Origin of the sequence: Chitinophaga sp., assembly GCF_039596135.1 — a bacterium.
GTDB lineage: Bacteria > Bacteroidota > Bacteroidia > Chitinophagales > Chitinophagaceae > Chitinophaga.
Map to the genome: position 1 here is coordinate 1 of NZ_JBCNKH010000030.1, position 25,057 is coordinate 25,057.

A 25,057-nucleotide genomic window follows, 5' to 3' on the forward strand; every position below is an offset into this window, starting at 1 on the left:
AGGGGGGATGGATGAATGCGGAGAGGCAAAAGATGTTTTTATCTTTTTTGGTGAGGGGGGATGGATGAATGCGGAGAGGCAAAAGATGTTTTTATCTTTTTTGGTGAGGAGGGATGGATGAATGCGGAGAGGCAAAAGATGTTTTTTGAAGTCAAATTAAAGGGAATTTATAGCGAATGAATAAATGCCGATAAGCTTTCCCCCTCATCCAAGCCTAACTTTTTCCGCAACCTATAACGGGATACTCTCAAACTATCCTGGGAAATTGCCAACAAAGTGGCCATATCTTTTGAGTTCATATTGAGTTTTATGAGTGCAGCCAACCGTACATCATTATAACTAAGATCTTCTTTTTTCTTACGAAGATTGGCAAAGAAATCCTGGTGAATCTGTTCAAATACATCCCTGAATTCATTCCAATACTCATCGTGGTTAAAACTGACATTAATCTGTTGAAGCACCTGCTGGATTTGTTTCTTCTGATCCCGTTTGTCATCTTTAGCCATCACCTCCAGTTTCCCCTTCAGTTCTTCCAATAACTGGTTCTTCTGGATCATATGGAGGGTATTGGAAGCCAGTTCTTTTCCCTTTATTTCCAGTTCCTGTCTTAATTTATCTTCCTGCAGATCTTTATTTTCCAGTTCCGTCCGCATCAGTGCCTGCTGTGTGGCATGCATTAACCGCTGGCGGCTCAGAATTACGCGACCCAATACCAATAATAATATAATAACAACGATGGTCGCAATGGTGACAATAATGTGGATATCCCTGGTATGTTCCAGGCCAATGATCTCAGCGTCTTTTTTATTAATATCAAATAAAACACTGAGAAAAGCGGTCTGCCTGTTATTTTCGAGGGAGTATATATCGATAGTGGCTTTGCGGGAGAGTTCTGCGTATAAATAAGCGCTGTCTTTTTGCTGCATGAGGGCATATGTCTTGCCTAGATCTCTATAGGCTGCTCCCTTTTCATAGAGATCATTGGTCTTTTCTGCCAGCAATAGTGCCTGGCGCGTACGAATGGCGGCATCACTGTACCGGCCGGTCTTGCGGAAAATGTCTCCGAGGTTATTGAGCACTTCTATACTGGCTACACTTTCATGCTCCTGTTCATACAGATCATAGGCATGACTATAATAATAATATGCAGAGTCGAAATGAGAAAGGTCTTCGTAAATGCTACCAATGTTCTCATAAATCTTGGCCATCCCCTGTTTCTTTGCAAGTTTGCTGTATTGCAACAAAGCCATGCGCTGGTAGGCAAAAGCACTGTCATACTTGGCGCTTTTTTCATATAAGTGCCCTATTTTTCCATAAGTCACGGCAAGGCCCTCACCATCTCCGGATTGTTTATATATAGAAAGGGCTTCATCATACTGCTTTCGGGCAATGGGAATCTGCCTGTTATAATAATATAAGATGCCCATATCATTCAGGTTGGCAGCAAGCAGGTCTTTCCGGTTTTGTTCACGAAAAATCTTGTCGGCTTTGAGATGATATTCCAAAGCCTGGGGATAATTGCCCAGGTAATAACAGATATTACCCATCTTTTGAAGAGACACGCCTGTGGTGACATGATCTTTCTCCTCAACAGATTTACTATAAACTTCTTTCAATTTCAAAAAGGCGGAATCGGGAAATTCCAGCGTAGTCTGTTCCGATTGATCTACGTCCTGTGCAAATGCACTGTTCACTGCCAATAATAAGCACAATAAGAAAATACGCATACTGATGGCAAAGAAACACCTTTAATATTAAGAAATTGTTAAGGCTTCCCATCCAGGACATCTCTGATCATTTTGCGGATCTCTAAACTTACAAGGGCGCTCTTTTTCAGTTCCGTTCTTGTAAAGATGATGCCAGCGACATGATGGACTTCGTCCTGCCAGGGATGTGTACCAAAAGCACCGGGGCTGCTTGTTTCCAGGACTTTTCCATCAGGGCTGACCACATCAATCCAATTGCCTATGCCGTAGCGAACTGGTTTATCAGGCGTGGGAGAAAAAGGATTTCTGGGATAAGGCGTGTTTTCTATTTCTGCACCATTCGTTTGGTCCAGCAGCATGGCAGCGATGGCAGTTTCGCTTAAGACGCGCTTATTATTATAGACACCTTTGTTCACAATCATTTCCAAAAAGTGCATATAGTCGGTAGCAGATGTTCTGACACCTCCCGCAATCATGGGATTACGAAAGCTCATAATAATATAATTAGCATTCATATCACAGGGTCTTCCTATTTTCTCATTGAAGAGTGCCTGCCAGGATTTGCCAGATACCACTTCCGCAATTCTACCAGCGATCTGCATACTTACACCACCATAATTAAATTTTGCACCAGGGGCATTGATCATATCGGTATATGCTGCGATGGAATCGACCGCTGAACTGAGTGTCATAAAACGGCTGGCTTCATAATGCTGAGGTCCATTGCCGGGGAAACCAGAAGTATGTGAGAAGAGCTGGCGAATGGTGATATTGCCTTTGTGATATGTCGTAAAGATGGGCAGGTATTTGCCGATGGTATCTGCCAGAGATAGTTTCCCTTCGTCGACTAATGACATGATTACTGCACCTGATAACCATTTGGAACAGGAAGCGATGAGCCGTTTATCATCTACGCGCAGGCCCAGTTCTTTTTTATAAATAACCTTTCCATTTTGAGAGACCATCACCGCTATACCATCATCATAGGCACCTGCATGCGCTTCGATAAACTTGTCGACAGCGGAGAAATCGTATTGCTGCCCACAGACGATTGTGCTGTACAGGCAGAGTATCGTGATTAGTATTTTGCTCATATATCGAAGGTACATGATCAGCGCCATCAGCTATTATTATTCCCCGTGAAGCTGTTAAATTCCACCCTGAAATTTCGTTTTCTTACAATACCGCCTCCTGGGAAAGTTAGAATTTTGAGTCATAAAAATACAAACAATATGATTCTGATTACAGGCGCTACCGGCAACATCGGTACTGAACTCGCAAAACAACTGGCTGCACAAGGTATTGCATTTCGTGCATTGGTAAGATCTCCCAAAACCATTGAAGGGGCTGAAACTGTCATTGGAGATATGGGTAATAAAGACAGCCTGGCAAAAGTATTGCAGGGAATAAAAAAGGCGTTTTTACTCACCAACTCATCTGAAGAAGCAGAACAATTACAAAGTAATTTCGTAGATGCTGCCGTTGAAGCGGGGGTACAGCACATAGTAAAACTCTCCCAGTTTGCAGCAGAAAAAAACGCTCCCGTTCGTTTCCTGCGTTATCACGCTGTTATCGAAGAAAAGATTATTCAATCTGGTATAGCCTATACTGTTTTAAGACCGAACTTATTCATGCAGGGGTTATTAGGATTTGCTGATTTAATCAAACATACGCACCAGTTTTATGCGACCATTGGAGAAGCGAAGGTGAGCCTGGTGGATATCAGGGACATTGCAGCTGTAGCGGCAATTGCATTGTCACAACCTGGCCATGAAAATAAGATCTATGACCTGACAGGACCGGAAGCAATTACACATGCACAGATTGCGCAATATTTATCTGAAGCAACAGGTAAGAAAATTTCATTTGTAGACGCACCTGCTGCTGCTATGCGCCCCGCATTAATACAGGCTGGCTTTCCTGAATGGCAGGCAGATGGATTGCTGGAAGATTATGCACATTATGCAAAAGGAGAGGCAGCGATTGTGAGTAATGTAGTGTATGACCTGACTGGACGACCTGCCCGCAATTTTGGTGCTTTTGCCAGCGATTTCGCCTCCTTTTTTTGACACTTCACCCGGAAGTTCCCCCACTGTTTTGTCTGTATGCATGACCTTTACACCATGCATACAGGACATTACAGAGGCAGCATATTGATATTTCTGACAATATTGATTATTGCAGAAATCATATGGAGCTGGAAGAAAGATAAAAAAGTCTACCAGCTGGATGAAACGATTACCAATATATTAATACTGGCAGGGTTTCATTTATCCAAGTTATTATTTGCAGGTTATCAGTTATGGATACTGAACATTGTAACAGACATTACACCATTTCATTTGCCACATACCTGGTACATTTTTATCCTCACTTTCATTGTCGCTGACTTTTTATATTACTGGTTTCACCGGGCATCGCATCACTGGGCACCCTTATGGGCCTTTCATCTGATTCATCATTCCTCGCCATTGATGAACCTCACAGCGGCTTACAGGCTAAACTGGTTCAGCGCATTAATCAGTCCTGTATTCTTTGTACCGGCGGCATTGATAGGATTACCGCCCGATTTTATTGTCCTTTCCTATGTATTGAATCTATTGTACCAGTTCTTTCTGCACACAGAAGCTGTGGGTAAACTGGGTCCCATAGAAGGCATACTGGATACGCCTTCTGCCCACCGGGTACACCATGGTGCCAATCCCCAATACATAGATAAAAATTTTGGAGGTGTATTCATGATATGGGACAGGATCTTTCATACATATCAGCCGGAAACGGAGAAGGCACAATATGGACTGACTACGGGATATATCAGTAAGAATCCTTTTGTACTGGTCTTTTACGGCTTCATTTCTTTATTCAGCAATAAATTAAAACCATGAAAAAAATCTTCATTCTATTATCTATGTGCATCAGTTCATTTGCCATGGCACAGACTGTGCCGCAAACGAACAGCGCAAATCGCCAGGCGACTGCTACACAGAATGCAAATAACAGACAATCTACCCGTACGACAAATGCTGCCAACAGACAGGCCGCCACTGCCGATAATGTTGTGACAAAAGAAGAAGCAAAACAAACAGCAACGGCCAATAGTGCCAACAGGCAGGCTGACCGTATAAACAACAGGAATAACCGTGCAGCTACCGTGCAGCAAAACAGGAATAACAGAAGAAATCATTGATAACCCGCAAGGAGGGGATGCCCATCACATCCCCCCTTTTATTAGTATATTTTTTTAGTAACAAAATAATAACCCTTTCTTCCATACCTCCGCCCCTCTAAATACCGTAAATTTCCAGTTTCGTAAAACCCTCATAAAAACCCTACGAATGAAAACTAATCTGTCGTCTCGCCTGCTATATATTATAGCAGCAGCACTTATCGTCGCATCCTGTCAAAAAGAGCAAGACCTCACTCCCATCGCGAACAAGGACAAAACCGTAGCAGCAACAACCGCAGCTACCACCACGACCTTAAGCGAATCTTTCGAGTCCGGCACTAAAGCCGCCTATGCAGCAGGTAACGTTACGCTCAGCAGTGGTAGCTGGAGCCTCAACGATGCCCTCATTGGCACACTGTCTACTGACGCAAAGAACGGTTCCCAGTCCGTTCGTATCCGCAACACCGGTTCCCTCGATATGAATTTCGATGCGACCGGGGGCGCTACTACTATCACCATTGCCCATGCTGTATTCGGCTCTGATGGCAGCAGTACATGGCAGCTCTGGATTTCTACCAACAGTGGCAGCTCTTACTCACAGGTAGGCAGCACTGTTACCAGTTCGTCCACTACCCTGTCTACTGCTACCTTCACCGTAAGCGTAACTGGTAGCTACCGTCTCTCTATCCGTAAAGTATCTGGTGGTACCAACAGGATCAACATCGATGATGTGGTGGTGACTACCGGTTCTTCAACCGGCGGCGGCACAGGCGGCACTACCGGCGACAACAGTCACCTGCTGTTAGGTAACCCAAGCGGTGCTGTAGCCAGCTCTGTGTACACGACCAACTACCTGTACGATGCTACTTATTACATCGAATCTTACAACAGTGTAAGAGGTACGCCTAACTGGGTAAGCTGGCACCTGAACAGTGCTGACATTGGCAGCGCTTCCCGCCAGGATGATTATCGTGCCAACACTGCATTGCCTTCCGGCTGGTACCAGGTAGGTGCTACCAGCTATTCCGGCAGTGGTTTTGACCGTGGTCACAACTGCCCTTCCGGTGACAGAACATCGTCTACCACCGCCAATTCTTCTACCTTCCTGATGACGAACATGATTCCACAGGCGCCTAATAATAACCAGGTGACCTGGGAAGGTTTTGAATCTTATATCAGAACCCTTGTGAGCGCAGGCAATGAGTGCTACATCATCATGGGTAGCTATGGTACAGGCGGCACAGGTAGTAACGGCGCTGCCTCCACGATCGATGGTGGCAATGTAACTGTACCAAGCAATATCTGGAAAGTAGTGGTGGTACTTTCTAATGGCAACAGTGATCTGAGTCGTATTACCACCTCTACCAGGGTGATTGCGATCAATACACCCAATAACAACTCTATTGGCAGTGACTGGAAGAGCTACCGTACCAGCGTAGATGCCATTGAATCTGCTACCGGCTACGATCTGCTGTCTGCTGTATCTACCACAATACAGTCGACCATTGAAGCCCAGGTTGATAACCAGTAATTTTTTGATAAAGCCCGCTTTTGTGCGGGCTTTATTTTTTGTCCTATCTAGTTCTCTGAAATTTTTATAGGGAGAATCCCCTACCTTGCTATCGCACAGCACACCACGTTACAAACCCAAATCACATCTATTTATGAAAAATTTACTGTACGCAGTAGCACTAGCGGTCGTTGTTGTAGCCTGTAAGAAAGACGCACAACCTTTAACAACTCCAGACACCGAAGCTGCCACACCACCCGCATTGCCCACACACTTTAAAGTAGCATACTACGCATACGATGCTACGCCTAACCTGCTCCCATTAACGAACTTCGCTAACGAAGCGAATGTAGTCGTACTCTTTGAAGGCACTCCTTATGAAATAGCCGATTCTACACATTATGGAAGTAGCAGTAGTTACATTCTCACAGTGAACCCTAATTATCATTCCTACAAATCAATCATGGATCACGTACATGTTCTGCAAGCCAGAGGCGTAAAAGTGCTGTACAATATCGATGATGCAAACTCCTGGAATACCACTACGCCATTTACTACCTACAATGGTACAGGGTTGACTTACACACAGTTTGCCGCTTTCGTAAAAACTATGGTACTTGACTCTCTGCACCTGGATGGTATTGCACTGGATGTAGAGCATATGGGTAGTACAGCTGCCAATACCAATTTCAAAAACCTCGTAAAGGAATTTGGCAAATACTTTGGCCCCTTGTCCTCTAATAGTACCACTACGGTATATACAGCAGCTATTTACAGCACCGCTACCGCAGGGTATGCCATTGGCCAGGATACATCTGTAGCCAGATACCTGAATTTTGTAGAAGATATGGGATACTTCCAAAACAATACCACCCGTTTTAACCGCTGGGCAAATGTGATTGGCAGTTCCAAAACCATGATTGGGGTCACTAAATCTTACAATTCATTGAGCAATGCGGTAGCAGCAGCGCAATGGTTGCCTTCTTCCGGCAATAAAGCAGGCATCATGGTGTTTGCAGGAAATGTAGATTCCTCTTATACCAATACGATTTTCAGAGCCCTGCAATAAGGCTTCAAACGCTGCTACCTGCCTGTAGCAGCGTTTTTTCCCCCGGTTTCCCTAATTTCGCACTCAAATGAGTGCTGTTTTTCTGATTACACCACCCTTCACACAGCTGAATACGCCTTATCCGGCTACAGCTTACCTGAAAGGTTTCTTAAATACAAAGGGGATCTCCTCCTTTCAGGCTGACCTTGGCATAGAAGTGACCGTGGCCTTGTTTTCCAAACGAGGTCTGGAAAATCTTTTTGCGCATATCAACCAGCTGGCAATTCCTCATTCAGAAAATATCAGCCGCATCATTGCATTACAGGACGACTATATCGCAACGATTGATGAGGTGATCGCTTTTCTGCAAGGGAAGAATCCTACCCTCGCCCATCGTGTGTGTAAAAGGGATTTCCTCCCTGAAGCCAGCCGCTTTGCCCAACTTGAAGACCTTGACTGGGCATTTGGCTCCATGGGTAACCAGGACAAAGCCAAACACCTGGCTACCTTGTACCTGGAAGACCTCTCCGACCTCATCATGGAATGCGTGGATGAGCACTTCGGCTTTAGCCGCTATGCCGAAAAACTGGGCCGGTCAGCCAATAGCTTCGACGAGCTCTACACCGCGCTTCAGCAGGAATTTACCTACGTCGACCACATCCTGATCGACATCCTCAGCAAACACATGGAAAGGGAACAACCACAACTGGTAGCTATTTCTGTTCCATTCCCCGGCAATCTGTACACCAGCCTCCGCTGCGGGCAGTGGATAAAGAAACATTATCCACAGGTGAAAGTAGCTATGGGTGGCGGCTTTGCGAATACCGAGCTGCGTTCCCTCACCGATCCGAGGGTATTTGAATTCTATGACTTCGTTTCACTGGACGATGGGGAAGCGCCGATCGAACAACTCATTGCGCATATCAATGGTACTCCAACTGCTGACCTGAAGCGTACCTTCACCCTTGTAGATGATAAGGTCACTTATATCAACAACACCAATTGTAAAGATTATAAACAATCACAGGTAGGCACGCCGGATTACAGTGACTTCCTGTTAGATCAATATATCTCTGCCATCGAAGTTGTCAATCCCATGCACCGCATGTGGAGCGATGGCCGCTGGAACAAGCTTACTATGGCACATGGCTGCTATTGGGGTAAGTGTACTTTTTGCGATATCTCGCTCGATTACATTCGTGTGTATGAACCCATTGCGGCAGCATTGCTTTGTGACAGAATGGAAGAGATCATTGCCCAGACAGGTCAGAACGGTTTCCACTTCGTCGATGAAGCGGCGCCACCTGCGCTAATGCGTGCATTGGCACTGGAGATCATCAAAAGGAAACTGAATGTAAGCTGGTGGACGAATATCCGCTTTGAAAAGAGCTTCACCCGGGATCTTTGTCAATTGCTGAAAGAGAGCGGTTTGATTGCAGTATCCGGAGGGTTGGAGGTAGCTTCTGACAGACTGCTGGCACTTATTCAGAAAGGGATCACCGTAGCACAGGTAGCACAGGTGAATAAACACTTTACAGAAGCCGGGGTCATGGTTCATGCTTACCTTATGTACGGCTTTCCTACCCAAACCGCACAGGAAACCATCGACTCGCTTGAAATGGTGCGCCAGATGTTCCAGGCAGGTATATTACAATCTGCTTTCTGGCACCAGTTTACCATGACGGCACATAGCCCGGTAGGACTGGAACCGGAGAAATTCAGCGTAAAAAAAGAGAGTGATATTATTGGCACATTTGCCAATAATGATATCATCCACATTGACGATACCGGTGCTGAGCACGAAACCTTCAGCTATGGATTGAAGAAATCACTGCTGAACTATATGCATGGTATCTGCCTGAATGATCCATTGCAGAAGTGGTTTGAGTTTAAAGTACCCAAAACGAAAGTAGCACCTGACTACATTGTGAAAGCCCTGGAAGAAAGCGAACTGGCATCTGCCAAACCTACTGCAAAAGTAGTATGGCTGGGCAGAACACCGTCTGTAGAAACCATGACTAAATCCAAGAAAGGTGCTACGTGGGAAGTAGCCCTCCTTACATTCCAGGGTAAAAAGGAAAAACATACCATCAGCGTTGAACCCGATAAGGGAAAATGGCTGGCGGGTATGCTGGAACAATTATCTGTACGGCACAGCAAGACCTATACGCTGAAAGAAGTAATGGACCATTATACCGCTGCCGGGCTGGAAGATTTTGAATTATTCTGGGACAATAAGCCAATCAATACCTTATATAAGTACGGTTTACTGCAATTATAAAGCGGTTCTTAATATGCCTCATTTATTTTAAATTTGATATGTACTCAAAGTTGAATGAATGCTTGCGCCGTCCTATGAATTATCAGCTGTGTTTGCCTATGCCAGGAAGTTTTCCCTGGAACGGAATCTCTATTACATTGATAGTCAATTGCTCCTATTAGGTATACTCGAAACCTGCACCAGCGATATTGCTATCGACACCCCCGATCGCGAAAAAATGATCTTCTGGCTCAAGGCGCTTTCATGGGAAAAAGGTGAGGAGAAACCTCATAAGGATACCCTGCCCCTCACTGCAGAAGCCGAAAGAATGCTGGAAAACGCCGTCTTCTACCAGAAAAGGTTGGGAGACAAGCATTTAAACCCACAGCACATTATTCTTTCTATCTTAACTATAGAAAACCGTTGTCAATATAAGCTGCAATCCTTAGGCATTGTTTATGCCTCGTATATAGACATACTGAAGGCGGAAAGGAATATCCAGCAAGACATTCCGCTGCACACGCCCAGCATTAAACTGCCATTTACCACCAGGTATTACCCATTTCTCCACTGGCTGTATGGCGCTAAAAAGAAAAAACAAATCATCGAAAAATACTTCAGGGAGGCACAATCCTGCCTGCAATATAATGAAGGCAAAAAGTGCCGTGCCCTTTGTCAGCACATTCTGCATATAGATCCTGAACATGTAAACACGCTCTGGCTCACAGGCGTGTCGTACAGGGCAGAGCGCAACTTTGTACAGGCACTTCCCTACTATGAAAAGGTATTGGAGAAACACAGCGCCCATACCGGCGTTATTGCCGAAGTAGCGCACTGTTACAGTGAGATGGGGAACCATCATCGCGCCCTGCAGCTTTATAACTACGCCCTTTCTCTTAATCCGGGATCGTCTGAACTGCTCAATAGTCTTGGGTTTACCTGCATTCATATGCAGCTCTTTGTAGAGGCAATTTCTTATTTCGATCAGGCCATCGCCTATGATGAAACATGTGCTTTTGCCTATAACAATAAGGGTTATGTGCTCATGCGCCTCGGCCACCCGGTACAGGCAGAAGAGCTGATGTACAGGTCTTTACAATACAATAAAGGCAATGCATACGCCTACAGGAACCTGGGTATCCTATACACGAAACAAAAGAATATTGCTGCTGCCAGAGACATGCTCCTCACAGCCAAGCGCTATTATTTTAACCGTAAATATGGTAATGAAGTAGATGAGTTGCTCCGCAAATTACCCGCGTACGAAACTGTATAACCACTGTATGCCCCTATCATAAAAAGATGCCTTCATCAGGAACTTCCTGTAAATGAAAATCCCCACAGCAGCTGTCGTAATCCCTGCCAGTACATCCACTATATAGTGGTGACTCAGGTAGACTGCGGCAAACCAGATACCCACCGTTACGGTTGCAAAAATAACCTGGAAAAAACGGTTTACATGGTGCCTGGAATAATACAGCACGATCAGTGGATAAGCAGAATGCAAAGAAGGCATAGCAGCAAATACATTCGAACCTTTGCTATATAAAGAATGGAAAATATTCACCTGAAAGTACGCGTCAAAGCGTGCTAACCCTGCTGTATTGCCCGGTGTACCGGGTATAAACTCAAACCCATGCAACTGCACGTACCATGGCGGTGCAGCAGGAAAGGTATAATATACCACAAATCCCAACAGGTTTACAAAGAAGAAAGTAGCCGCAAAATGCAGTAACGCCAGTCTGTCGGTAAAAAATAAATACACGGCAAACATCAGTGGCACCGGCACCCAGCACAGGTAAAAAATCCCTGTCATCACATCTATCCATGACTGGGAATGTGCGAGCCAGTATTCATTAGGCGTCAGTATTTGCCCGCCTTCATGAATACCAAACCAATGTTTCTCAAACCCATAGATATCCGCTATATGCACCTTGAAGAACATGTAGTTCGGCGCGGCCTTCATATAGTCGAATATAATCCAGTAAACTAAAAAAATGGAAAATCCTATAATGAACCTACGACTGATCCAGGAGGCGTAATAACAGCCGTTAAAAATGGCAATCAGCCACACCTGGTCGGTTTTGAAGCCAACCAGGAGGGCAGAAAGTAACAGGTAGGCTATACTTGCAAGTGTAGTAAATATGATATCTTTTCGTCCAAATCGAGTCTTATTGTTAGTCTCCACTTTCCTTATAGCTGTTCTTCTTTTTGAGGAAAATCTGATCCGAACACCTTATCCCATATTGCTGAACTTACACCATAACCTTTATCTGCATTTTGATAATGGTGTTTCATATGGTGCTTCTTCAGCTTCTTCCAGAAAGCGTTCTTGAAATTCAGATGATGTAATGCATAATGGGAAATATCATAAAACAGATATCCTATTATAAACCCGGCAAAGAAACCATACAAGAAGTTGACAGGTATGATTGCCTTAAACAGGAAATAAAAACCCAATGCCAGCGGAATGCTCACGGATGGTGGCATTACCAGTCGCAGCGCATCGTTTGGATAATCATGATGCACACCATGAAATATAAAATGCAGCCTCAGGCCCCATTTGGATTTAGGTACAAAATGAAATACAAATCTATGAAGCACGTACTCCGTCAAAGACCAGAAAAACAGACCTCCTAACAATGACAGCAGGAACACCGGCACACCAGCATTTGTATGGGTCAGACCGTAATAAGATACATATGAAATAACAGGAATATACAGGATCAGGGGTACACTGAAATGTACCTTGGATAATGCCTCCATAAGCCCATTTTTAAACATGGGTACCGACTCCGTTGAATTGGAAACATATTGCTTTTTCATCACTCTAAACTATTATGTGTGGTGTTTTTACTGGCTTAAGGTTTGATCTGTTCTTTTACTTCTTTGCCTGTAGCCATGTCTTTCCCTTTCAGCTCTATGTACAATACATTCGGATGCCAGAATGTACCACCATCGATCTCTATGTAAATACGGTCCAGCACAGCCATGGAATTTCCGATTTTAGCATATACATGGTAATCGGATTGCCCGGTAGGTTTCATCAGGTACAGGTCTTTTTTTGTATAAGCTACGGAATGTAATTCATATTTCCCCTGTCCCAGGTCCTTTACTTTAATTCCGTAGGCAAATTTACGTTGTATAAAATTCAGTGGTTTCTTTTCTCCCCCATCTGCATAGCGAATCCAGTAAACATTTACCGGTTCATCTGCATCCAGCTTACCATCTTTTACATTCAGGTCGTATACAATCGTATTGCTGTTTGGCGTACGCTGAATATAAAATAACTGTCTTGGTTCGTTTGGTACCGGAAAGTTCGGTTCACCGGTAGTGAAGGCCATGGCTGGCAATATTACAGCTGCTACCAGCAGTACCTTTACGGTAGTTGCCGCACCCCTGATTACTCTTGTCACCTGGTCCTGTTTGTCCAGCGCTTTCTTTGCATCACGCATTCTGCCAATGGCAGTAATGTTTGTCATCACCGCCATGATAAACAGCGGGAATGTAAAGATAGAAATGGTTTCAAAAATATGAAAAGGAATACCAGGTACAAACAGCTTATAATCGCCACCGATGAAGTGGGCTGTCACACCACAGGCAATCGCAGATAAAGAAATCACTACGATACGCTCCGGACGCTGCATCAGGCCACCTTTACACTCTATGCCCAGGCCCTCAGCCCTTGCACGGGTATAGCTTACCATCATAGAACCAATCATCGCTACAAATGCTGCCAGTGAACTCAGGAAATAATGATGCCCTACCAGATAATAACAGATACCCAGGAACAGTACCATCTCACTATACCTATCCAGCACCGAATCGAAGAATGCGCCGAACCGGGAACCCATGTTACCCAGTCTGGCTACCTGTCCATCCAGCATATCAAAAAGACCCGCAAAGAGGGTCAGCGCACCAGCCCAACCTACATACGACAGGTCACCCCTGTTACCTTCTTCCACGCCGGTCACAAAGATGATCACCACCCCTATGTTCAGCAGAAACCCAACCAGGGTCACGGTATTAGGCGTAAAGCCTATTTTGATCAACCCCTTTACTATGGGATTGATAATCAGATAAATCAATTGTTGCAACTTGTCTCTCAATGACTTTTTCATACTCAGACTTTTTAACCTTACTGTTAAAAATCGAACCGTACACGTGTTCTGATACCCCAGTTAGCTACTCCTGGATTATTCAGGTAAGTAAACCTTTTTACCAGGTCCACGCGGATCAGTTTAAAAATGTTAGAAATGCCCACACTACCTTCTATATAAGGCTCCCTACCCAATGTGTATGTAAAGGAGGAACCATCAGTATACTTTGAAAACTGAATCAGGTCAGGATTGGCGGAAGGGCTGTTTTCAGTACGTAAGCCGCCATACAAAATCTTTCCAGCGAGCACTTCACGCCATTTCAGTTTCCTGAACAGCGGAATTTTGTTAAAGATAAAACCATTAAAGTTATGGTCAATGTTTAATCCTATATAGTGATCACTCACAAACTCCAGGAAGTTCATGAGGTTGTAACTTTCCAGCTGGTAAGCATAGGTCTGGTTCGCCCTGTGGATGGACAGTAATGGATAAGGCAGGTGGCTGCCAAAGATATTACTGCCTTCCAGCACTACTTCACTAAAGCCCAACTGCCCCAGGTAACACATCTTATAAATATTCAGACTTACATTCTGGTAATTGTACGCACTATTCCCAATACCTTTCACCCCTGCAATGCCTCTGAGGGTGAAGATCGGATACTTGTTCGGCAGTGGAATACGGAAACTCTTACCCTGGTAGAATTTTTCATTTGGCGCCCAGCGCAGTTCCCCGCTAAACTCTGCCGTAGTCAGGTTTGTTACCGGGGTATTTGGTTCTGATCCCTTATAGTATGCCAGACTACCGGCAGGTGTCTGTATCCAATGTTTAAATCCTACCTGGTAGCTGAGGTGGTTGGTAAACTCCTGGATGAAGGTCAGGTTAAAGATTTTGTTATACAGCCACTTATCGTTGTTACCCCGTTTGAATGACAGCAGGAAGTTATCTTCCTGTACGAACTGCAATTCCTGACCCGGAATCTTGGTTTCGTGCTGATAGTTAGCTTTCAATGCCACTACCGGCCAGTCGTAAATAGACTTATGGTTAAAGGCATATGCACCGCCGAAGTAATACTTCCACTTATAATCCTTTAAACCATAAGCACCATATGATTCGAAATACAGGCTTTTGCTTAACCTTGGCGTGGTTCTGCCACCAAAACGGGGGCGGAAACCTTCTACCGGGTTGAAGCTATAGAATGTATTGACCGGACCTATTTCGAAATACGGACCTGCCTGCTTATAACCTGCCAGCAGCAGCGTAAGGAGGTCAGCTGTACGCCTGAACGATTTCATGTGTTGCAGACTGTCAATATTGGAATACACTTTGGATTCAGCAACCGACAGGGAATCGTGCCTGTTTTGCACCCAGAAGTCATCTCCTTTCTGCACAGCTTTCTCATCTTCTACCACAGAAGAACCGTTGTAGAATTCTGATGGCTTCGGCTGGTTGATAACCATATTCCTTTTAGATACTGTACGCTCACCATAGATACCGCTGCTACCTTTAAAGATACCGAAGTCCGCCATCAGCGTTTGTTTGTTGGTAAAGTAGCGGCCATCAGCTGTCTTCTCGAAATCAAAGTACAGGTGGAAATCCCTTACCCAGTTCAGGTTGATTTCTTTGTTCGCAGTCATATCTGCTTTCTGTACCGCGTAGTTACCATCCAGTGTGATGAACAGTTCACCTTCCAGCAGCAGGTCTGTCTTGTTGCGGGGGTAAAACTCCAGTTTAACCAGCTTGGTGCTGTCCGGGGCTACGATGGTATCGGCGATATAGAATTTATAAAAAGTAGGTGCTGTGTTGGCAATCGGACTCAGGAACTGGTTCGTGAACAACATCAGCTGATTATCGTAGATATCCACATCCTGGTAGATGTGGTTCAGGTATTGGCTAAGGCCCCTGTTATCAATAAAGTCTTCAAAGCTCACTTTTTTATCGCCAGTCACAATTGTTTTCTTCTTCTCCGGATCCCGGCGATAGTATACATCGGCCAGTTTTTCCTCCAGGTAGATAGGCAGAATAGATTTGCCAGCGAACTTGGTGGTATCCTGGTTCTCAAAAATGAATTTATACTTGCGGGTCAGACGACCGTTGCTAATCTTTTCAGAGAGGTTACTCAGCGCGAATTCCAGTTTTTCGTACTGGTTGTATTGGGCATAGTCATAATGCGTCATACGGTTTTTTTCCCTGTTCTCGACTACGAGGCGGATCAGCTCCACAGCTGGGTTATCTTTATTGCGATAACGCTCTTTTTTCTTTTTAACTACAAATTCATTCAGGGTCTTCGCAGTACTTTCCAGCTTAACATTGATCGTTTGAACCACCCCGGGACGGATCTTCTGGGTAATGCTCTTATATCCCATGTAGGCAAAGCGAATGCTATCCCTGGTAATGGAGACGTCTAACTGGTATTTTCCATCCGCATCAGTACCGGTACCGATGGAAGTGCCAGGAATAAAAACGTTTACAAAAGGTAGAGGGGCCCCTGTGCGGCTATCAGTAATAAGCCCTTTAACAGTGGTGGTCGTTTGTGCGAATACCGAACTAAAGCCAGAGACGAGCAATAAAAGAATTCCGGATACTATATTTTTACATCCATTCATTAACCAAAATCATTTAAAAACAAACCGCTTTTGCATTCCATAGTTATACCCAACGGCGGTGATAACCGATGCCATAACCACAGCCACACGCTGATCGATAGCGGTATAATTTGTCAATACCCAAAAGCAGGCGGTATTGACTATCAGGTTTCCGAACCAGACAATGATATATTTAATGGCTTGCCAGTTCCATGTGTCGTTTCCCTTTTGGTATACCCACCTCCTGTTGATCATAAAGTTGGTTATACCGCCACAGGTCACTCCTGTCACATTGGCAGCTACACCATATCCTTCCCATATATGCAATAGTAAAAAGGATACCGAAAATTGCACTCCGGTCGCTACCAGTGCCGAAGCTTGTGCTTTAATAAATCGCATAAGGTCTACAATTATGCAAAACGCGTACCCAATAACACTAAATCAAATGTATTACCAGTTGCAACAATAAATTGGAATAGATTCCGGCTACAATGTCGTCCATCATTACCCCTAATCCTCCCGGAAGTGCCTCTGTGCGCCTGATATATAAAGGTTTTACTATATCAAAAAAACGAAATAATATTAAACCGGCCAACATATATGCCGGAGTGACAGGCACAAACAGCACACTTACGAACATGCCGGCTACTTCATCTATTACTACTTTCTTGTCGTCTTTGCCCCAATATGGTTCTACTTCCGTACCAGACCAGATACCTAACAAAGTGATTGCCACTGTAAACAGCAAAGTCCAGACGTTGTTAGGATGGCCACCAGCCAATACAAGGTACCAGACCAGAGCGGCGACTGCTGCTGCAACCGTTCCTCCGCCCTTGCCAATGTAGCCAATGCCAAGGCTGGTGGCGATTAATTTGTGTATTCTTATCATTCAGTATCAAAAATTCCTTCGTAATAGTCCAGTCCCAGATGGGTGATCAGATCTTCACCCATCAGGTAGCGCAGGGTATTCTGCAGCTTGATAAGCTGTTTGAAAATATCATGTTCAGGACGTAAGCCAGGAGCTGTTTGAGGCGACTTCAGGTAGAATGAAAGCCATTCCTGTATGCCGCTCATGCCAGCACGCTTAGCAAAGTCAATAAATAATGCGAGGTCCAGTACGATCGGTGCAGCTAAAATTGAATCACGGCACAGGAAGTTTACTTTAATCTGCATTTTATAGCCTAACCAGCCAAAGATGTCAATGTTATCCCAGCTTTCCTTATTATCCTTGCGCGGCGGATAATAGTTAATACGGATTTTGTGGTAAAGGTCACCGTAAAGATCAGGATATTCTTCCGGACTTAAAATATCTTCTAAAACGCCAAGCTTGGAAACTTCCTTCGTTTTGAAGTTATCTGGATCGTCTAATACCCATCCATCGCGGTTTCCGAGGATATTTGTGCTGAACCAGCCTTCCATACCCAGGGCTCTCGCCTGCAGACCCGGAGCCAGAATTGTTTTCATCAGGGTCTGACCGGTTTTGAAATCCTTACCTGCAATCGGGGTTTTGGTCTGGTGAGCCAGCTCTACCAATGCCGGAATATCGCAGGTCAGGTTAGGCGCACCGTTGGCAAAAGGTACACCCAGCTTCAGTGCCGCATAGGCATAGATCATACTGGGAGCGATTCTGGCATCATTGTCTTTCAATCCCTGCTCAAATGCTGCCAGGGAACTGTGTACGTCTGCCGCCTCATGATAAATTTCAGTAGAACCACACCATACCAGTACTACACGATCACAGTTATTTTTCTCCTGGAAGGTTTTAATATCTTCCATAACCATCTGCGCCAGGTCATAACGCGTCTTGAAATCCTTTACATGTGTGCCATCCAGATTTTTAACAAAGTTTTTGTCAAAAGCTGCCTTCATCGGAACGATGGCTTCCAGCTCAGGTTTAATTGCTTCAATTTGAAACCTATCAAGTACTTCAGCTTTTACCGCTGCTGTATACACGTTATCCTCATAAACGTCCCAACCGCCGAATACAATATCTTCCAGCTTAGCCAGGGGAACAAAGTCTTTAATCAATGGATTTCTGTTGTCCGTTCTCTTACCTAAACGGATATGTCCCATTTGTGATACCGATCCGATTGGCTTGGAAAAGCCCTTGGTAACAGATAACACCCCTGCTATGAAAGTGGTCGCTACTGCGCCAAGGCCTGGCATCAGGACTCCCAGCTTTCCTTTTGCTTCTTTAATTTGATGTTTCATTTTCTTTTTTGCCTCTTTGTTTTTCAATTAGTGAACGTTTGTTATAACCAATGGTTCCCGGTATACCAATCCAGGGTTTCCCTCATTCCTTCCTCAAGAGTGAAGTCAGGTCGGTATCCAAGTTCCTTTTGTATACGTATTATGCTACAGTTCCAGTTTTGGGCAGTCAGCTCATTTAACCGGTCCCTATTTAACAACGGCATGCCCTTACTTGTTGCCTCAGCTATTCCAGCTATCCACCGGATCAATGTTAATGGCATGTGAATACGTAGTGTCCTGATGCCTAACAATCGTTTCGTCACTTTGGCCAGTGCATATCGATCATAACTATTCCCATCAGAAACATCATAACAGGTATGTATAATCTGTCCATTGAGCGCGCGAATGGCAGCCTGTGCCACATCTTTCACATAGACAAAACTTAACTGCTGGGGGCCTTTTCCCATATACGGCTCCAATCGCCAACCATATGTTTTAAACAACACGAACAGGTCCTTGTCCCGTGGCCCATAGATGGCCGTAGGGCGCAATACTACCCAGGGAATCTGTGCATATTGCTTCAGGATTCGTTCTGCCAGTAGCTTACTCTTACCATACAGCGTCACTGGGGCAGGCGATAATTCATCCTGCTCCGGCCATTTTGCCTCATAAGCCTTTGGCCCTACTGCTGCCAGGCTACTGAAATGCACAAACCTGTTCAGTGCAATACGGGATTGTACGATTGCCTGCAGGAGGTTTTCAGTATACGTAGCATTGACCTCGTTGAAAACCGCTTCATTTTTGGCCCGGGTGGCGCCAGCAGCATGAATAATGTCACTGTATTGCTGTTCCTGTAGCAAGGCTGCCATGGCAGGTACGTTGCGAAAATCCAGGTTCACGAAAGAGATCTCCAGATGTTGTAAATGCTCAACATTACTGGAGGGCCTTACTCCTGCGTGCACTTCCATTCCCGCTGCCAACGCAGCCTCGATTAAATGGAAACCCAGAAATCCACTTGCACCTGTAATCAATACCTTTTTACTCATATCGCTTTCTCATAAATCCTATATCGCTTGTATGGCACTCCGTTTACAGCCTTGATTGCACTGTTCATCAGGTCATTGTGTTCCAGTATCCAGGAGGCTTCTGCCACATTGATACCTTTTTTGCGGCAATCCCTGATGATCCGGCCATAGAATACGGCTTCCACACCCAGCTTGCGGAATGGCTCCAGTACACCCAGCGCCAATACACGTACCCCTTTAATCTTACCCTTGCCCAACAGTAGTTTGAAGAGGCCTGTGGGCAATAATCGTCCTCTGCGGATCTTGATCAGCACCTGGTTCAGGTCAGGAATACAGAGGGCAAAACCGATTGCCTGTCCATCCTTCTCTGCCACGATGCATAAATCAGGGTCCAATATTAATTTCAGGTCCTTTGCCAGATACGCGAATTCATTGTCCGTCATGGGAACAAATCCAAGATTCTTATCCCACGCTTTATTATATATTTCTCTGATCTTCACTACCTCTTCGTCGAACTTCTTCATGTTTACTGTGCGCACGGTGATGTTTCGCTGAGCGAGCCTGTTTTCCAGCATCTGCATCATACGCAGCGGTTTGTCTTCCACTGCCTCGGCAGTCACCTGCCATGCAATCAGTGTCACATTTTCTTCCAGCTCAGCTGCCTTCATCAGCTCTATATAATAAGGCGGATTGTAAGGCATCATCACTACCGGTGCACTGTCAAATCCTTCGATCAGTAAACCACAGGTTTCATTAGTAGAGAAATTCAATGGCCCTATGATGGTGGATAATCCCTGCTTTTTTAACCACTCTGCTGCTGCATTGAACAGCGCATTGCTCACTGTCACATCAGGAATACATTCGAAAAATCCGAAGCAACCATCATTGGTGCCATTAAACGCGTTGTGATTACGGTTGTTGATAGCGGCTATACGGCCTACTACTTTTTTGTCACGTAAAGCGAGAAACAGTTGTATTTGTGAATGTTCGTGGAATGGATGCTTGCCCGGAGTCAAAAGGTCGCGTTGTGCAATAAACAACTCGGGCACATATAAGGGATCATTGCTGTATAGATCATGCGGGAAGTCAATGAATAATTTCATTTGCTGTTTAGTGCTCACCTGTTCAATAACGGGTGCGCTTCCTCTGACTACAGTGGTTGTGGTGGAAACGGAAGGTGTCTGTATAGTGTCCATTATTATTTGCTTTAATTGTTACAGGCGTTATTGCAGCACGATGTTTCCATTATGTTTTTCTTTTAAAGGAATGCCTTCTTCTTTGAATGCTTTGATTAACTTTTCTACGGCGGTTTCAATCTGGCTGAAAGTGTGTGTCGCCATCAGGGAAAAGCGGATCAATGTAGCATCGGGAGGTACAGCAGGCGGCACCACAGGGTTCACGAATACCCCATATTCCTGCAATCTTTTGGTAATGCTGAATACCCCCTCTTCATTGCGGATATAAATTGGAATCACCGGGGTTTCAGATACTTCACCTGTGTCAAAACCAGCTTCTCTCAGCAGTTTACGGGCATGATCGGTATTGTCCCACAATCTTTTGATATGATCAGGTTCTGATTCAATTATGTCCAGCGTAGCCAGTACACTTGCCACAGCAGCCGGGGTCATGCTTGCACTGAAAATCAGGGCGCGGGCAGTGTGTTTCAGGTATTCGATAATAGTATTGTCAGCAGCAATAAAACCACCCAGGGAGGCAAAGGACTTGCTGAAAGTACCCATGATCACGTCTACCTTGTCAGTCAGACCAAAATGAGAAGCCGTACCTGTACCATTGATACCTAATACACCCAGACCATGTGCATCGTCCACCATGATATTCGCACCATAGGCATCTGCCAGGGAAACGATATCAGGCAGTCTGGCAATATCACCTTCCATACTAAAAACCCCATCCACAGCAATCAGGCGTACAGATGATGATGGTAATCCCTGTAGCTTGGCTTCGAGATCATCCATATCATTGTGTTTGAACTTGACTACCTTGGAAAAGGATAAACGGCTGCCATCAATAATGGAAGCATGATCCAGTTCATCCAGAAGGATGTAATCATTGCGGCCTGTCAGACTTGACAAGGCACCCAGGTTGGCTTGAAAACCAGTGCTGAATACGATCGCATTTTCTTTGCCCACAAACTTTGCCAGCCTCGCTTCTAACTCCAGATGTAAATCCAGTGTTCCATTCAGAAAACGGGACCCCGCACAACCGGTTCCGTATTTTTCTGTAGCCTTAATAGCAGCAGCTATTACCTGAGGATGGTTTGTCAGCCCGAGATAGGAATTTGATCCAAACATCAGTACTTTATTGCCATCAATTTCCACTTCAGTGTCCTGACCGGAAGAGATTGGCCGGAAGTAGGGATAAATCCCCCTTTCTTTTGCACTGTTTACTCTGGCTAATCCCGCCATCTTCGCACGTAACATTTTACTCATCTTTTTGCTCTAATTCGGTTGTTGTAACACAATACCTGTGCAATTTCAGATACTATGTTTTATGACCTGCACCTATTTCAGATCATAATTGACAGTATTTAATTCCCGTGATAACAGGCTGAAAAGCCAGCATCACACCACTGAATGCAGCGTTAAAAAAAAGGTCCAAAAGCAGTATGCGAGTTGCGGTTTAAGCACTGTTCACGAAAAATCGTAAACGGTTTTAAATATTAAGTATGTTTGAAAACAAAATGGTGATTATCATTTTTCAAACAATGTCCTAATTTGGTGGCCCAAAAAACAGTATGCGAGTTGCGGTTTAAGTAGCATGATCCGATAGCCCGGATCCTATGATTGACGGCACCAAATTAGGAAAAAAATTGAATTAAAATCAAAAAAAAATCTAAATCATCAAGAATTACAATCAGATAGACAAACAAAAATTATTTATACGTTCAACAACTTTATACTTAATTATCAACTAGTTATACTTCAAAAAGACCGGACCCGTCTAATTGGCACAGTTTTTATATAATATAATTAAACTATTTGTAATTTAACTTCCCTAACGATCTAAATACCATCGTATGAACCTTTCAAAAACCATTTCTGCACTGCTCCTCTGTTTTTCTATAGCAGTTTCCACCAGCGCACAGGACCAGGAAGCAGATTCTACCGGTTTGCCCGGGGACAATTTTAGTTTACAGGGAGCTTTGGATTTATTTAAAAAAGCAGGATCACCCGAAGAATTCGAAAAATTATTAAACACACAGGATAATAAGGTCAATAACCTCGACCTTAATGGAGACGGACAGATTGATTATATACGTGTTACAGGAAAAAAACAGGATGATGTACAGATCTTTGTATTGCAGGCCCTGGTTTCTTCCAGCGAAAGTCAGGACATAGCAGTGATCTCCCTCGAGAAAACGGCCGAAGACAATGCCGTAATCCAGATAGAAGGAGATGCGGATATTTATGGTGAGTCTACCATTGCAGAACCATTACCGGAAGCAGACAATGCCTTTAATTACAGCCCGGCCAGCCACGGGCCATCTGTTTCAAGCCCTGAGGGTATCATTGTAAATGTATGGTTCTGGCCATGTGTACGCTTTGTATATGCTCCGGCCTATGTAGTATGGGTTTCTCCATTTACCTGGGTAGCTCACCCGGTATGGTGGCGTCCATGGCGTCCAATGCCTTATTACCAATACCGTCCTTACTGCGTACATTACAACACCCGCTACGTAGTAGTGCCAACACGCAGAATACAGCCTGCACGTGTCATGTACAGACCTACCCGCATGACCTCTGTAACCGTAATTCAGCGGAACAGGGTAGTTGTGAATAACTATCGTAACACCCGTGTAAATCGTCCGGATACCCGTCAGAATTATGGCGGTGGCAGAGGCGGCTATACTCCAGGCAGAACTAATGGTAACTATACCCCCGGCAGAATTAACAACGGTGGTCGTAATTACACCCCTGGCAGGGTTAGTAATGGTGGTAACTATACTCCGGGCAGAACCTATAACGGTGGCGGTAACAGACAATCCGGCGGAAACGGTGGTGGTAACAGAACTTCCAATAATAATGGTGGAGGCCGCGGTGGCCGCGCTACCAGGAACTAATATACTTTTTCACAGGCAGTTTCCCTCAGGAAACTGCCTGGTCTTTTCGCTTACAAAATGCCAGATGCGCCGTTTTCTCCGGCAGCTCCACCAACCCCTGGTACTCAAACCCCGCTCTCTTATTCAACACATGTATCTTCTCATTCCTCGCATCCGGTTCCACTATTAACCTTTCCACCCTCGCATCACTAAATAAAAATGTCATAATCACCTGGAATACCCTGAAAGTAAAATCCGGAATCCGTTTCTCCACGGGCGCCATCAGGATATGAAAACCATAATCCCCGGGCAGCGCATCATAATACTCCCCTATCCTATCTTCCTGCGCCTTGTAAAACTCCACCAGGAAAGCAGGTTTGTCATTATAAAACCCCAGAAATGGCTGTACATGCGGCAAAGCAATCAGGTCCGCATACATTTTACGAACTGTCTCCACCGTACTATTCTGTAATTGCCAGTAAACTGCATACTCCCTGTTCACCCAATCATGGATCAAAGGAATATCAGTATCCAGCACCAGCGGCCGTAAATAAAACTCACCGGAGGTAAAAGACGAGCTTTCATCAGCACTTAAAAAAGCGGGTAATTGTTGCGTCATAGCGGAATGGGTTAAAAACAGCAAGCTATAACAATTCAAAATCATCCCTTGCTCAAAAATGGAATTTATTTTCCGGAACCAGCTGCCCAGCTAATAGCATTCCTGAATAACAACACATATGTGGGATTATCAAATAATTCAGGGGCATGCCCCATAAATATATATACATTGCGCGCTTTCACATACGGATTGGTCCAAATCACCGGGTGATCACCAACAATACGGGCACCCTCTTTTACATGTGCCAATACATGCACATCCGGTCGCGGACTTCTGTCATAACTATACCACTCTTCTTTCTTCACTAAAAATGAATCAGCCACTCCACACATCACAGGATGCTTACCATCCTCCACTACCACTTCCCCATCCGCAAAGTCAGGGATATAATCCTTCCACCTGATCTTCCCCATAAATTGATGAAACCAGTTCCACATGGGATACCCATCAAATTCTCCTAATAATGTAGCATGATGAAAACCAATCCACCCCCCTTTGCCATTATTGATATATTCTTCAAATGCCTTCGCTGCTGCCAGCTTCCAGGCATAAGGGGCATAATCCAGTTGAATAAACAATTGGTACTTTGCTAAAAACGACGCATCAATCTTATCTGTATTCTCAATATAATCAACCACAAAATTGCTGTCTTTCGCCTGCTGATTCAGCCACGCTTTCGCCCTTTGACTATAAGCAATATGATGCCCCCCATTCTCAGCCAGTGCAAGCACATGAAATCGCTGTGCCTGCACTGTACTGCAACAAATTAGAAGTATCATGATTGACTTTATCAT

General features: G+C 44.6%; 22 protein-coding genes. 8 read left to right on the top strand and 14 right to left on the bottom strand.

Features of this window, described 5'->3' with window-relative positions; genetic code table 11:
• Positions 1-167 precede the first annotated feature (167 nt).
• Positions 168-1,727, bottom strand: a complete 1,560-nt coding sequence (locus tag ABDW16_RS17715) for a tetratricopeptide repeat protein (RefSeq protein ID WP_343671550.1) — start codon at positions 1,725-1,727, stop codon at positions 168-170.
• Between the two features lie 38 nt (positions 1,728-1,765).
• A complete protein-coding gene (locus ABDW16_RS17720) occupies positions 1,766-2,800 on the bottom strand; it encodes a serine hydrolase domain-containing protein (RefSeq protein ID WP_343671552.1) in 1,035 nt (344 codons plus the stop codon).
• Positions 2,801-2,938: 138 nt separating this feature from the next.
• On the opposite strand from ABDW16_RS17720, the gene ABDW16_RS17725 reads away from it, so the two are divergent.
• The 7 genes from ABDW16_RS17725 (at position 2,939) to ABDW16_RS17755 (ending at position 10,966) form a co-directional block, all read left to right on the top strand.
• Positions 2,939-3,775: an SDR family oxidoreductase gene (locus ABDW16_RS17725; protein WP_343671553.1), complete on the top strand. Its 837-nt coding sequence runs from the start codon at positions 2,939-2,941 to the stop codon at positions 3,773-3,775.
• A 54-nt stretch (positions 3,776-3,829) separates the two neighbouring features.
• On the top strand, positions 3,830-4,591 hold the full coding sequence (locus ABDW16_RS17730) for a sterol desaturase family protein (RefSeq protein ID WP_343671554.1): 762 nt from the start codon (positions 3,830-3,832) through the stop codon (positions 4,589-4,591).
• Positions 4,588-4,893: a hypothetical protein gene (locus tag ABDW16_RS17735; protein ID WP_343671556.1), complete on the top strand. Its 306-nt coding sequence runs from the start codon at positions 4,588-4,590 to the stop codon at positions 4,891-4,893. The genes ABDW16_RS17730 and ABDW16_RS17735 overlap by 4 nt, the downstream gene beginning before the upstream one ends.
• A 148-nt stretch (positions 4,894-5,041) precedes the next feature.
• Positions 5,042-6,403 carry a DNA/RNA non-specific endonuclease gene (locus tag ABDW16_RS17740; RefSeq protein WP_343671557.1) on the top strand — a complete coding sequence of 454 codons (1,362 nt, stop codon included), beginning with the start codon at positions 5,042-5,044 and terminating at the stop codon, positions 6,401-6,403.
• 133 nt (positions 6,404-6,536) lie between these two features.
• The gene (locus tag ABDW16_RS17745) at positions 6,537-7,451 is read left to right on the top strand and encodes a glycosyl hydrolase family 18 protein (RefSeq protein WP_343671559.1); all 915 of its coding nucleotides are present in this window, start codon (positions 6,537-6,539) and stop codon (positions 7,449-7,451) included.
• Between the two features lie 67 nt (positions 7,452-7,518).
• Positions 7,519-9,711 (top strand): B12-binding domain-containing radical SAM protein, encoded by a 2,193-nt coding sequence (locus ABDW16_RS17750; RefSeq protein ID WP_343671560.1) that lies wholly within the window; start codon positions 7,519-7,521, stop codon positions 9,709-9,711.
• A 58-nt stretch (positions 9,712-9,769) separates the two neighbouring features.
• On the top strand, positions 9,770-10,966 hold the full coding sequence (locus tag ABDW16_RS17755; RefSeq protein WP_343671561.1) for a tetratricopeptide repeat protein: 1,197 nt from the start codon (positions 9,770-9,772) through the stop codon (positions 10,964-10,966).
• Here the strand turns inward: ABDW16_RS17755 and ABDW16_RS17760 are convergent.
• From ABDW16_RS17760 to ABDW16_RS17805, 10 genes are all read right to left on the bottom strand, one after another.
• Complete coding sequence (locus ABDW16_RS17760; RefSeq protein WP_343671563.1) at positions 10,943-11,656, bottom strand: phosphatase PAP2 family protein; 714 nt, start codon at positions 11,654-11,656, stop codon at positions 10,943-10,945. The two genes, ABDW16_RS17755 and ABDW16_RS17760, sit on opposite strands and share 24 nt — an antisense overlap.
• Positions 11,657-11,883: 227 nt before the next feature.
• Positions 11,884-12,456, bottom strand: a complete 573-nt coding sequence (locus tag ABDW16_RS17765) for a sterol desaturase family protein (protein WP_343671564.1) — start codon at positions 12,454-12,456, stop codon at positions 11,884-11,886.
• Between the two features lie 95 nt (positions 12,457-12,551).
• Positions 12,552-13,811 (bottom strand): DUF4833 domain-containing protein, encoded by a 1,260-nt coding sequence (locus tag ABDW16_RS17770; protein WP_343671566.1) that lies wholly within the window; start codon positions 13,809-13,811, stop codon positions 12,552-12,554.
• Between the two features lie 23 nt (positions 13,812-13,834).
• On the bottom strand, positions 13,835-16,390 hold the full coding sequence (locus ABDW16_RS17775) for a DUF5686 family protein (protein ID WP_343671567.1): 2,556 nt from the start codon (positions 16,388-16,390) through the stop codon (positions 13,835-13,837).
• A gap of 9 nt (positions 16,391-16,399) precedes the next feature.
• Positions 16,400-16,768, bottom strand: coding sequence for a GtrA family protein (locus ABDW16_RS17780; RefSeq protein WP_343671568.1), 369 nt, complete (start codon positions 16,766-16,768; stop codon positions 16,400-16,402).
• 37 nt (positions 16,769-16,805) lie between these two features.
• Positions 16,806-17,258: a phosphatidylglycerophosphatase A gene (locus tag ABDW16_RS17785; RefSeq protein WP_343671569.1), complete on the bottom strand. Its 453-nt coding sequence runs from the start codon at positions 17,256-17,258 to the stop codon at positions 16,806-16,808.
• Positions 17,255-18,580, bottom strand: coding sequence for an inositol-3-phosphate synthase (locus tag ABDW16_RS17790; RefSeq protein ID WP_343671570.1), 1,326 nt, complete (start codon positions 18,578-18,580; stop codon positions 17,255-17,257). The genes ABDW16_RS17785 and ABDW16_RS17790 overlap by 4 nt, the downstream gene beginning before the upstream one ends.
• A 41-nt stretch (positions 18,581-18,621) precedes the next feature.
• The gene (locus ABDW16_RS17795) at positions 18,622-19,605 is read right to left on the bottom strand and encodes an NAD(P)-dependent oxidoreductase (RefSeq protein ID WP_343671572.1); all 984 of its coding nucleotides are present in this window, start codon (positions 19,603-19,605) and stop codon (positions 18,622-18,624) included.
• Positions 19,602-20,780, bottom strand: a complete 1,179-nt coding sequence (locus ABDW16_RS17800; RefSeq protein WP_343671574.1) for a hypothetical protein — start codon at positions 20,778-20,780, stop codon at positions 19,602-19,604. Before ABDW16_RS17800 ends, ABDW16_RS17795 begins: the two co-directional genes overlap by 4 nt.
• A gap of 27 nt (positions 20,781-20,807) precedes the next feature.
• Complete coding sequence (locus ABDW16_RS17805) at positions 20,808-22,034, bottom strand: aminotransferase class I/II-fold pyridoxal phosphate-dependent enzyme (protein WP_343671575.1); 1,227 nt, start codon at positions 22,032-22,034, stop codon at positions 20,808-20,810.
• A gap of 587 nt (positions 22,035-22,621) precedes the next feature.
• Between ABDW16_RS17805 and ABDW16_RS17810 the strand changes: the two genes are divergently transcribed.
• Positions 22,622-23,665, top strand: coding sequence for a hypothetical protein (locus ABDW16_RS17810; RefSeq protein ID WP_343671577.1), 1,044 nt, complete (start codon positions 22,622-22,624; stop codon positions 23,663-23,665).
• Between the two features lie 25 nt (positions 23,666-23,690).
• Here the strand turns inward: ABDW16_RS17810 and ABDW16_RS17815 are convergent, their stop codons facing one another.
• Together ABDW16_RS17815 and ABDW16_RS17820 are read right to left on the bottom strand one after the other, a co-directional pair.
• Positions 23,691-24,263 (bottom strand): GNAT family N-acetyltransferase, encoded by a 573-nt coding sequence (locus ABDW16_RS17815; protein WP_343671579.1) that lies wholly within the window; start codon positions 24,261-24,263, stop codon positions 23,691-23,693.
• A gap of 65 nt (positions 24,264-24,328) precedes the next feature.
• A complete protein-coding gene (locus ABDW16_RS17820; RefSeq protein WP_343671581.1) occupies positions 24,329-25,042 on the bottom strand; it encodes a ThuA domain-containing protein in 714 nt (237 codons plus the stop codon).
• Between the last annotated feature and the right edge of the window lie 15 nt (positions 25,043-25,057).